The sequence below is a fragment of the Elusimicrobiota bacterium genome (assembly GCA_040757695.1).
Lineage (GTDB): Bacteria > Elusimicrobiota > UBA8919 > UBA8919 > UBA8919 > JBFLWK01.
In genome coordinates this window covers 1-10,986 of the sequence record JBFLWK010000074.1, presented here as the reverse complement: position 1 = coordinate 10,986, position 10,986 = coordinate 1, and the positions used below count along the sequence as shown (strand labels likewise).

The following is a 10,986-nucleotide window of genomic DNA, read 5'->3' as shown; positions in this document are numbered from 1 at the left end:
AAAAAGTTCAACAAGCCCGTGCAGGTACGGTATTTTGAGCGGTCAACGCCAAACGCATTATGGCAGATGGACATAATGACTTTTATGTTGAAGGGGCAGTATCGGATATATTTGATAGGTATAATAGATGACAATTCCAGATATATCGTCAATCATGGGTTGTTCCGTCGGCAGACAGAGGACAATGTGCTGGATGTTCTGCGTGGTGCGATAGAGAAAAATGGCACACCTTCGGAAGTGCTGACTGACAACGGTCGGCAATTTTACAGTTGGCGAGGCAGAAGCAGATTCACAAAGTTCTGCATAAAGGTTGGCATTCAGCATATTCGCAGTCGTCCGTATCATCCGCAGACACTTGGCAAGATAGAGAGTTTCTGAAAAATTCCAACGGAAACGGAACTTAATTCACCAGAGGTAAAAACAGATGACAGAGCAAAATCAGAACCAGCAGCAGAAACAGGAACCACAATCGTCACCGAGCAACCAACCGAAGTCAGAGGACAGGTTTCATCGTCAGATAAGCGGTCAGGAGAAGATGGAATTGGTGCTGAAAGTTCTGAAAAAGGAACTGACAGTTCAAGAGGTATGCCACCAGATGAACATCACCAAAGAAGGATTTTACAAGTGGTTTCGGACTGGTCTCAAATCAATGAAAAATTTCTACGAGTTCCTTTTCCCGAATGTCTGCTGGAGTTGGGATGCGATGGATATCCGCGTCGGAATTGACTGGCTGAAGTTGCAGGTATTACGGGACGAATCTTCTCGGTATATTCTTAACTGGCTTCTCACTGCTGAGACGACGGTAGAACAGGTCAAACGGCTGCTCACAGAAAGCATGGAAAAATACTGCACGACTCCTCTGGTTCTGAAACGGGATAACGAACTGCCACTCAACAGCGATGGGTTCGGGCAATTTTTAAAAAACCGAGAATGATTTTCTCAGGTAAAACAAGTGCGGAAATGTTTAAAAATTGCATAGGTATGCGGTAGTTGAAACACTAAAAAAGGGGTGGTAGTCAACAAATTAAACCTCCCTTTTGTCCAATAAGCTCGTGGGTAGCACAGGGATTTCAGAAGAAGTGGAAGAATAAAGCGAAAGAGATTTATAAAGCGAAGAAACAACTCTTACAATATGTGAGACGCAACAATGAGCAATTAAAGAAGTTACTTGAGCGGGTTAGTGAATTCAGCGACGATGAGATTGCAAAAATAAAAGAAAAACTATCAGTTGCTGAGATGATATACCGACAGCAGTTAGAGATGCTGAAGAAAAAAATCAACAGCATAGAAAATAGAATTGTAAGTTTTCACAAGCCGTATATAAGACCACAAGTTAGAGGAAAAAGTGGCAAAGAGGTGGAGTTTGGACCCAAGGCAAGTGTAAGCTTTGTAGATGGTTATTTATTTTTAGACAAGTTCTCCACAGATGCGTATAACGAAGGCGCAGTATTGAAAGAGAGTTTGAAATTGCACGAGGACCGATTTGGCAAAAAGCCAGAGACGGTAATCACTGATAAAATATACGGAAGCAAGACCAACCGCGAAATGCTTGGTGAAGAAAAAAATCAAAGCGGCGTTTATGCCGTTAGGACGGAAAGGTTTACTGACGAAGAAAATAGAAAAATGGGTGAAGTGGAAACAGCGAAGCCGGAGTAAGATTGAAGGGTTCATCGGTGTTTCAAAAGTTCACCGTGGGTTAGAGCGGTTGCTGTTCAAAAACGAAGAGTTAAATATTCGTCTGGGCTTGATAGCGATGAATTTATCCACAGCGGTGGCAAGAATATAGAAAAATCAGACAAGGTTATTAACAAGGCGACAGAAAAACGGTAGAAGCCATTGGTCGCCGTTCCAAGATATTAACAGAAAAATAATTTTTCAGCAGACACTATTTACTAATTTTCTTTTCATAACAATCTATAAAGAGGTAATGTGATTCTATTTATATTATTTGCAGTATCTGCTGGAGGCGGGACTTGAACCCGCACGCTGTTAAGCATACGCCCCTCAAACGTATGTGTCTGCCAATTCCACCACCCCAGCATAAAAGTCAATTAAAAATTAAAAATGTAAAATGAAAAATGTTCTTCACGCCTCAATTTTTAACTTTTAATTTTGCATTTTTAATTGCAGTATCTATGGTTGCGTTGGGACTGATGGTGTTGCAGGAGCGTTTTCTGGCGGTGCAGGTTGCTGTTGTTGTGTCTGGGCTGGTGCAGGTGGAATTCTTTCAGCCAGCGACCTGCTTCTTTTTTTAGACGCAATTACTGTTAAAAACAATGCTGTTATCATAAAAACAGCAGCCATTGTTGCTGTAATTTTTTTGATAACCACTGGCGTTGTTGGTCCACCAAAACCTGTTTCACCGCCACCACCAAAAAGGCCTGAAATACCAGCACCTCTACCTGCCTGTAAAAGCACTATCAGGATTAACCCAACACTTACTATAATATGAATAGTCAAAATGAATCCGTACATATAATTAAATTCAATTAAAAATTAAAAATGCAAAATTAAAAATTAGAAAAACACAGCACAACTTTTCATTTTTAATTGCCAATTTTTAATTGCCTCTCCTATGCGCCGTATTTCAGTAATTTACCGGCATTTGCAAGTGCTAACGGCATAATATCTTTTGAATTCAATTTACCGAGCCCGCCGTAAATGCAATCGGTTTCCGTGAACCTTTCAACCCTGTCAAACCGGCATTTCTTTGAATAAATCAGAACTGGCACCGGATGCCATGAGTGTCCTGAATGCACTGCGGGCGTTGAATGGTCGCCAGTTATTATTATAACATTAGGATTAAGATTTGTCAATACCGGTATTGATTTATCAACCTGTTCAATCACGCTTACTTTTCTTGTAAAATCACCATCTTCACCTGATGAATCCGTTTGTTTTATATGAATGTAAAAGAAATCGTATTTAGAAAAATTTTCTTTCAGAGTTTCAAACTCCGATTCTATTGTATCGCCTATTTTGAGCACCTCCATTCCACAAAGCCGCGCTAAACCTTTATACATTGGATAAATTGCAATGCAGGCAGGTGTTAGTTTATAGACATCCTGAAATTTTGGCAAATCAACCATTTTAGAAAACCCGCGTAAAAGAACCATATTTGCTGGTTTTTCATTTGTAAGCATTTGCTTACATTTTAGAATAAACTTATTGACGATTTCTGCTGATGGTTCGGCTGATTTATCAGTTGCGGTAACTTCAAGTGGTTTAAGCCCTTCTTTTTGCGGATCCGAGTCCAGCAGTTTATCAGCCAGATTTTTTCCTCTGAAAATTACAGAAAACCTGTGTTCTTTTACAGGCCGAACAAATGTTCGGCACCGAACACTTGTTCGGGTAGTAGTAATTTCTAATCCATCAAGTTTTTTACAGAGTTCTGTATTTTTTTCTGTTGATATCCGTCCTGCTCTTCTATCTGTGATAATCCCGTTTTCATCAACGGTACAGTAATTCCCGCGCGCTGCTAAATCATCTGGTGTGAATTCGAAATCAATTCCAAGCGTATCCAGAAGCCCACGCCCGATTTCATATTTCAGCGGGTCGTAGCCAAAAAGAGAAAGATGCGCCGGCCCGCTACCAGGCGTAATACCTGCTGAAATCGGGTCTGACAATCCGCATACCGATTTTTTTGCGAGAGCATCCATATTAGGATGGTTTGCTACTTCAAGTTCTGTTTTGCCTGTTTCATTTTGAAGTCCACCAAGCCCATCCATAACCAAAAGCACTATTTTACTTGCTGTCTTAACTGCCAACTTTTTTACAAATTCCTGGTCTATCATTTCTAATCCCTTTCGGTATTTAATTTTTTCTTTATCTCTGTTACGAAATATTAAGTTTTTTGATCTCATCGTTCTTTGTCATAGTGAGATTCCCTCTCGTAAAACATTATGAACAAATATTGTTTTATAATCTGCAGTTATCCATTCTTCTTCTATCGGAATTGCAGAAATTACTAAATCATTTTCAAGACAGATTGGTGCTGATATTTTAGTAATTTTATCAATTTCATTATAACACAATCCCATTTTTTTTAATACAACCAAAATATCAATATCTGAATCCGGCTCGGCATCTCCACGTGCTTTTGAGCCATACAATAAAATTTGACTTAAATTATCGCTATACAGTTTTTTAAGTCCTTCCACAAGCTTAATAACTGCTAATTTTTCTTTTTCTGTTAAGTTTTTTAACTTATCCATGACGACAAACCTAATTACCTTTACCAGTGGTAACCTAAAGCAGGTGAAAAGCAAATCAGACTTGGATAACGACATCCCGGTGTAGATTCTCCAATAAAAAATTTTACATCTGCACTGAAATGGACTTTTCGTTGTGCAAAAAATTCAACCCCGGCATTGAATACAGGTAATAAACTCTTCTCTCTTTTGTACCACTGATAATATTGATAATATCGTAGTTCATAAGCCTTAGTATAATTGTAATATACCCCTAAACCAAAATAAGGGGATAACTCTGTATCATAAAACAAATGATATTTAACTATAAGCGGGCATCTATATGTAACATGTTCATAGAGATAATCCCATAACACAGTCCTACTACTGGAAGGATAGCCAGTCAAGTTTAATTGGAAGCCCAACCCAGAAGGTGCTACAAAATCATAATATATTCCACCACCCCAACTGTCTCTCATTGATGGTCTAATCCGATCTTCTCGCATTGGAACTATAAGTCCATACCCACCGGTTAAACCGATACCACCGGTTTTATATTTCCTGCCTGTATCTATTACAGTATTACCAACTTCTACAGGAACATTTTTGTCATAAATTCTTACAATTTTGCCAGTTGATTCTTTTTGGTCTACATTTGTAATTTTCATTTTTCCAACTTTTACCTTTTCAGCATAAACATTATATATCTGTCGCTTTTCTATTTTGTCATTAGAACCTTTATTTATTTGCACTCTCTTACCGTCTATATTTGTGATTTGTATATCACCTGTTTTTCGTTCCACAATTCTTTCTGGTTTCTCAGTTTTGCCTTCTATAAGGTAATGTGTTAAATCCTGCGCGGTTGACATAAGTTCTTCCGGTAGTTTACATTTAGCAGATTTTGAGTTCTCTATCTTGCCTGTTGCAACATCCACAATATTTGCAGTTATGTAATAGATACCTTCAAGTTTTGAGAGCGAGCCAACTACCATTTTCTGAACATTCAAGATTCTACCAATCTGGACCGCGCATTCCGATTCAGTACATCCTGTCTGCTGAAATGCAACCTCAGCCAGTATTTTATTCATATTCGCTTTTTCAACAACATTGTATTTCCCAATACTAACCAGTTCTGTTCTTATGAAATCAGCGACGATTGAAGCATCTGCAGCAGATACATTCTTACCAACAAAATCTGCAACCGCATAATTTTCTTTAGCAGAAACTTGTTTTGCTATTATAAAAAATAAAACAAAAATTATAAAAATTTTTTTCATTTTTCATCTCTGGCGTTCAAGTTGTTTTAGTCGGAATTGTGCTTTTTGGACTACAATTCTATTGTATGGATAATCTTTGATTATTTTCAGATATGCGATACGAGCCTGGCGGAATTCACCCTGGGATTCGTGTGCTCTACCGATAATAAATAACGCATGTGATGCTATAAATGGCTTATTTTGATTCCGGTGAAAAACATCTTTTGCTATATCAATCGCATTTCTATACTGATTTTCTGTTAAAGAACGATAACTCTGCCTCAGTTCCTGTGGTATTAGTAGTGTTGGTTCTTCGGCAATTTTTTCACTCGGACCAATTCTGATTACTTCCGGTTGTGATGGCTGTGTAGGTTCTTCTGGTTTGCTTATTGGTATTTTTTCAGGTGCAGTTGGTTCTTCTGTTTCAGCCGCAGGTATATCTTCCCAGGTTTTGTTTACTGTTTTAGATGCTGCTACTAATATATCGCCTGTTTCTACTTTTATCAATCGGGTATTGATATTAACTTTTTCTTCTTTTCTCAACCCTTCTTCTGCTTCCCCTTCTTCTATTAAAACACCTGTTACGATTGCTTCTACACCGAGAATTTTGCCTATTTCTTTTGTAGTTTCCTGGTCAATAATACCTGATTTCCCAAGTTTCATTTCATCCATAATTTTGTTAAGCAATGTTCGTTCCACGACTTGCAATTTGCCCTGTTCTACAATTTTTGTTGTTAAATACTCTGCCACTATTGTAGAACCCGGCGAAGTTCTCCCGTCGTAATACTGGAATGGCAGGATAGCGACTTTTTTATTTGTTAAATTTTTTGCACCTTTAGATATTTTTTTAGCCAGATAATCATATGTGTCTGCAGAACAAAAAGATACACAAACAAACAAGAAATATAAGACCAAAACTATTCTTCGCATTTTATTACCTCCCGTTTCACTTAATTGAAATTATTTTTATTGTTTCTGTCACGTTTTTCTCAATTATTTCTCTGAATCTAATTTTTCAAAAATCTCTTTTATTTTAGGTTTTATATCTGCGATATCTTTTTTTACAACTTTCCAAAGTATCTCAATATCAACACCTGAATAATTATGAATCAATTTATCACGCATCCCCGCCATACCTTTCCAATTCACATTGTCATATTTTTGTTTAATTGATATGGGAATGTTCTTTGTGGCTTCGCCAATAATTTCAAGTTTTCTTACAACAGTATTAACAGTTTTATCGTCTTTCAAAAAATTTTCATAATCCATTTCTAAATAATTTTTCTTGTTTTTCATATATAAATTGTTTCTTCCAATATACTATCTCGCAATTCAGGTCTCAATGCTTTTTTTCTGACAAGATCAACTTTTTTCTTTAAAACTTTTTGTAGATAATCTTCCAAATCAATAAATTCAAAAATTCCAGGAACTTTATTAAACTCAACAAGGATGTCCACATCGCTTCTTTTTTTCGCTTTACTGCGAACGATAGATCCAAAAATACCAATTTCTTTAACATCGAATTTAGTTTTCAAAACTGGTTTATTTTTTTTAAGAATTTGTTTTGCTTCATTTAATGTTTTCATTAAAATAATTTCTGCTAATACAAACCTAATTTTCGCCTTGCAGGCCAGTCGCGCTTATCTATTTCTCTTTCAACGCAGCAATTCCTGGAAGTTCTTTACCTTCTAAAAATTCCAATGAGGCGCCGCCGCCAGTAGAGATATGCGACATCTTGTCAGCGAATCCTGCTTTTTTGACTGCGGCTGCGCTATCACCACCGCCTATGATAGAAATTGCACCATTATTGGTTGCTTCTGCAATCGTTTCAATAATCGCATTAGTGCCAAGTGCAAACTTATCTATTTCAAACACACCCATAGGCCCGTTCAAGATAATTGTTCTTGCTGCTTTGATTATACAGCAGAATCGTGCGACAGTCATTGAGCCTATATCCACACCAATCCAGCCGTCTTTTATTTCAACCCCGCGTGTTTCTTCTATATTAGCATCTTTACCACCTTCTTCAAGTTTATCAGCAATGATATGGTCAACTGGCAGAAGCAATCTAATTTTAGACGATTTCTGAATCAATTGTCTTGCTAAATCCAGTTTATCATCTTCAACCAACGAGTTGCCAACGGGAATATTTTCAGCTTTCAGAAAAGTATACGCCATCGCACCACCAATGATGATTGCATCAACTTTTGGGATAAGATTTTCTATCACACCGATTTTATCTGAAACCTTTGCGCCGCCTAAAACCGCTACAAACGGCCGTTCAGGATTTTGCAGCACTTCATTGAGGTATCTTATTTCTTTTTCAAGCAGAAAACCGGCTGCCGACGGTAAAAACTTGTTCACACCTGTGGTTGATGCATGTGCTCTGTGAACTGTTCCGAATGCATCCTGCACGAAGAACTCTGCCAGTTCTGAAAGTTGTTTTGCAAAACTTTCGTCATTTTTTTCTTCTTCTGGATGAAAACGCAGATTCTCAAGCAGCAGTATTTCTTTCGGCTTTAGTTCTGCGGCAACTTTTTTTACTTCTTCACCAATACAATCTGGCGCAAATTTTACTTCCTGCGATAAAAGTTCTGATAACTTTTTGGCAACCGGTTTTAATGAGAACTCCAACGCAACCTTGCCTTTAGGTCTACCAAGATGCGAGCACAGGATAAGTTTGCAGTTTTCATTAAGAAGATATTTCAATGTTGGCAGCGATTCTATTATCCTTGTATCGTCGGTAATATTTTGTGATTTATCCAACGGCACATTATAATCCACCCGCACTAAAACTTTTTTCCCAGTCAAATCCACATCCCGAATTGTAAGTTTAGACATCAGTCCCCCTCATAAAAAATTTGTTAAGATAATACTTTACTGCCAGAACAATCTTTTCTGCATTTTCTATATCATTTTTTGTTTTTTCTTCATCAATTACCATTTCGTAACTATAATCTCCATTCTCTCTATCTTCTCTATTTTTTTCAAAAAGTATTTTCGCATCTTCTAATGCTCGGTTGGATTTTTCAATCATCGCAGTTATCTGATTTTTCAATATTTTTTTATCTGTCATAAAACGATTCCTTCTTTAAATGCATTCATTATAAAAGGTTCGTATTTTTTTCTTTCTAACTCACTTTCTGCAAATACGAAATCAGAAATTACCATTCCGTAATCAATTAACATTTTTATTGTTAACTCTTTTAACTGTTTTTTTATTTCTTGTTTAACTTCATTGAAAACAAAAATGATATCATAATCTGACTCGTCTGTGTATTCATTTCTTGCTCTGGAACCGAATAGAATAATTTTACTGGGTTGAGAATCTAACTTATTTTTTATTTCTTCTAAAAAAATTTGAAGATTTTTATCCTGAAACATCATATTCCTTTTTCAATTATGAAATCAATCAAGTCAACCACTCTACAGGAATAACCCCACTCGTTATCATACCATGCTAAAACTTTTACAAAATTATCCTGAATAACTTTCGTGATTTTTGAATCTACGAGTGATGAAAGTGGACAGTGATTGAAATCAATTGATACAAGTGGTTCATCAATATAGCCAAGGATTCCCTTCATTTTCTCTTCGGATGCCTTTTTAAATTCTGCATTTATCTCCTCAGCAGTCGCTTTCTTATTCAGCAATACGGTTAAATCCACAACGGACACATTAGGTGCAGGCACGCGGATTGCGAAGCCATCAAGTTTGCCTTTCAATTCTGGGATTACCAAGCCGATTGCTTTTGCCGCACCGGTTGATGTAGGAATCATAGAGATAGCGGCAGCACGTGCACGCCTCATATCCGAGTGTGCCATATCCTGTAGCCGCTGGTCATTCGTATATGCGTGTATTGTTGTCATCAAGCCCTTTTCAATCTCCCAGTTATCATTGAGCACTTTTGCAACAGGCGCCAGACAATTTGTTGTGCAGGACGCATTTGAGATAACATTATGATTTTTGGGGTCATATTTATCTTCATTGACGCCGAGCACAATTGTGATATCTTCGCCTTCTGCAGGTGCTGAGATAATCACTTTTTTGGCACCACCTTTTGTGATATGGTTTTCGGCGCCTTTTACCTCTTTACCTTTTTTGTTGATACCATCTTTTTTTACAGTAAAAAGCCCGGTTGACTCTACAACAATCTCAACACCAAGTTCTTTCCACGGCAGTTCTGACGGGTCTTTCTTTTTCAGCACTTTAATTTTTTTGTTATTAACCGAGATTTCGTCGTCCGCGGTAACTTTTATTTCACCCGGGAACTGACCGTGAACAGAGTCATATTTCAGCAGATGCGCATTTGATTTTGCATCAAACAAATCATTCACAGCAACCAGTTCAACCGAGAATGAATTCTCGGCTACATTATGGTGTGAATTTGCTTCGTTATCAGCAGATTGAAATCCGCTACTACGCAAATTCGTTTTATTATACCTTTCTAAAATCGCTCTTGCTACCAATCGCCCAATCCTACCAAAACCGTTAATACCTACACGCATAAAAATACCTCCTATTAACTACAAATTACAAATTCCAAGCACCATGTAGTCGGTGATTTTCATAAAACCCTCGTGTCATTTTATTAGCCCAATTTTTCCTGTTGCCTTTATATCGGGTAAACCGTTTTTCTTTGCCCTTATCGTATAAATATACACACCACTTGCGATATCAGAAATGTCCCAAGTGTATTCGTATTCATATTTTCCATCATTGTTTCTGTCCTGTGGCGGTTCTGTGATCTCTGTTGAATGTATAAATTCACCAGCGATGTTGTAAATTCGTATTTCTACTTTATCAGCAACTCCGATTTCTATATGTATTATCGGTGATTTTCCGTTTTTCGCGGGGTTAGGATATGCGTATATTTCGCCTTTTACAAAATCAGAAACTAGGAAATTGGGAAATTGGGAAATTGGGGAAGAGGCAAGAAGTTTTGTTTTTGATGGTAGTCCAAATTTCTGAACTCTATTATTGTTTGAGTCAACTACATACAAACTGCATTCTGTATCAATAGTAATTCCGGCGGGTTTGTTGAAATTATTTGAGAACCGCATTGTAGGATTCAGATAATTGTCAAGCGTTATAATTCTGTCATTGTTCGTATCGGATACAAAAATATAGCCAAGTAAATTTACCCACACACCGTCGGGCTTATTTAACCCAGCAGTTGTAGATGTTATTTGAGTAATATATGCTCCAGTTGAATTGTACATTAAAATCCTGTCGTTGTTCCTGTCTGAAATATAAATTTTACCCTGTGTGTCAACCACCATTACTCCCTGTGGTTTGTTAAGTCTATCGTCCTGTATCGTCGTATCTATCGTCATTAAAAGATTGCCTGATGTATCGTATTTTTGTATCCTGTTGTTGTTCCTGTCTGCTATAAAAAGATTGTCTTCTTTATCAATGACATACTCCCCGCAGCAAGCTGCGGGGTATCTTAAAAGTCAAGTTTTAACTGGCGTCTGTCTTCTTCTGCTCTTTGATATTGGATGTATTTCTGTATAGTTTGTGCAGTTACTTTGTCGCCG

The 10,986-nt window shown here is 37.3% G+C and carries 15 protein-coding genes and 1 tRNA gene; 3 read left to right on the top strand and 13 right to left on the bottom strand.

Features of this window, described 5'->3' with window-relative positions; genetic code table 11:
* From AB1349_10855 to AB1349_10845, 3 genes are all read left to right on the top strand, one after another.
* Positions 1-378: DDE-type integrase/transposase/recombinase (locus AB1349_10855; protein MEW6557835.1), on the top strand; the 378-nt coding region annotated here is incomplete at its 5' end.
* A gap of 46 nt (positions 379-424) precedes the next feature.
* Positions 425-934 carry a hypothetical protein gene (locus tag AB1349_10850; GenBank protein MEW6557834.1) on the top strand — a complete coding sequence of 170 codons (510 nt, stop codon included), beginning with the start codon at positions 425-427 and terminating at the stop codon, positions 932-934.
* 200 nt (positions 935-1,134) lie between these two features.
* On the top strand, positions 1,135-1,656 hold the full coding sequence (locus AB1349_10845) for a hypothetical protein (protein MEW6557833.1): 522 nt from the start codon (positions 1,135-1,137) through the stop codon (positions 1,654-1,656).
* A gap of 302 nt (positions 1,657-1,958) precedes the next feature.
* On the opposite strand, the gene AB1349_10840 is transcribed toward AB1349_10845, so the two are convergent.
* From AB1349_10840 to AB1349_10780, 13 genes are all read right to left on the bottom strand, one after another.
* Positions 1,959-2,040: transfer RNA gene (locus AB1349_10840), tRNA-Leu, on the bottom strand.
* A gap of 93 nt (positions 2,041-2,133) precedes the next feature.
* Positions 2,134-2,475, bottom strand: a complete 342-nt coding sequence (gene secG, locus AB1349_10835) for a preprotein translocase subunit SecG (protein ID MEW6557832.1) — start codon at positions 2,473-2,475, stop codon at positions 2,134-2,136.
* 98 nt (positions 2,476-2,573) lie between these two features.
* Entirely contained in the window at positions 2,574-3,794 is a 1,221-nt protein-coding gene (locus AB1349_10830; protein ID MEW6557831.1) for a 2,3-bisphosphoglycerate-independent phosphoglycerate mutase, read from the bottom strand.
* Positions 3,795-3,872: 78 nt separating this feature from the next.
* Positions 3,873-4,214, bottom strand: coding sequence for a nucleotidyltransferase domain-containing protein (locus AB1349_10825; protein MEW6557830.1), 342 nt, complete (start codon positions 4,212-4,214; stop codon positions 3,873-3,875).
* Positions 4,215-4,234: 20 nt separating this feature from the next.
* Positions 4,235-5,467, bottom strand: coding sequence for a CsgG/HfaB family protein (locus AB1349_10820; protein MEW6557829.1), 1,233 nt, complete (start codon positions 5,465-5,467; stop codon positions 4,235-4,237).
* A 3-nt stretch (positions 5,468-5,470) separates the two neighbouring features.
* Complete coding sequence (locus AB1349_10815) at positions 5,471-6,376, bottom strand: CsgG/HfaB family protein (GenBank protein MEW6557828.1); 906 nt, start codon at positions 6,374-6,376, stop codon at positions 5,471-5,473.
* A 63-nt stretch (positions 6,377-6,439) separates the two neighbouring features.
* Complete coding sequence (locus AB1349_10810) at positions 6,440-6,742, bottom strand: DUF86 domain-containing protein (GenBank protein ID MEW6557827.1); 303 nt, start codon at positions 6,740-6,742, stop codon at positions 6,440-6,442.
* Entirely contained in the window at positions 6,739-7,032 is a 294-nt protein-coding gene (locus AB1349_10805) for a nucleotidyltransferase family protein (GenBank protein MEW6557826.1), read from the bottom strand. The genes AB1349_10810 and AB1349_10805 overlap by 4 nt, the downstream gene beginning before the upstream one ends.
* Positions 7,033-7,090: 58 nt before the next feature.
* Positions 7,091-8,287, bottom strand: a complete 1,197-nt coding sequence (locus AB1349_10800) for a phosphoglycerate kinase (protein ID MEW6557825.1) — start codon at positions 8,285-8,287, stop codon at positions 7,091-7,093.
* Entirely contained in the window at positions 8,280-8,522 is a 243-nt protein-coding gene (locus AB1349_10795; GenBank protein MEW6557824.1) for a hypothetical protein, read from the bottom strand. The genes AB1349_10800 and AB1349_10795 overlap by 8 nt, the downstream gene beginning before the upstream one ends.
* Entirely contained in the window at positions 8,519-8,833 is a 315-nt protein-coding gene (locus AB1349_10790) for a nucleotidyltransferase domain-containing protein (GenBank protein MEW6557823.1), read from the bottom strand. The genes AB1349_10795 and AB1349_10790 overlap by 4 nt, the downstream gene beginning before the upstream one ends.
* Positions 8,830-9,960: a type I glyceraldehyde-3-phosphate dehydrogenase gene (gene gap, locus AB1349_10785; GenBank protein ID MEW6557822.1), complete on the bottom strand. Its 1,131-nt coding sequence runs from the start codon at positions 9,958-9,960 to the stop codon at positions 8,830-8,832. The genes AB1349_10790 and gap overlap by 4 nt, the downstream gene beginning before the upstream one ends.
* Positions 9,961-10,029: 69 nt before the next feature.
* The gene (locus AB1349_10780; protein ID MEW6557821.1) at positions 10,030-10,782 is read right to left on the bottom strand and encodes a T9SS type A sorting domain-containing protein; all 753 of its coding nucleotides are present in this window, start codon (positions 10,780-10,782) and stop codon (positions 10,030-10,032) included.
* Positions 10,783-10,986: the final 204 nt, after the last annotated feature.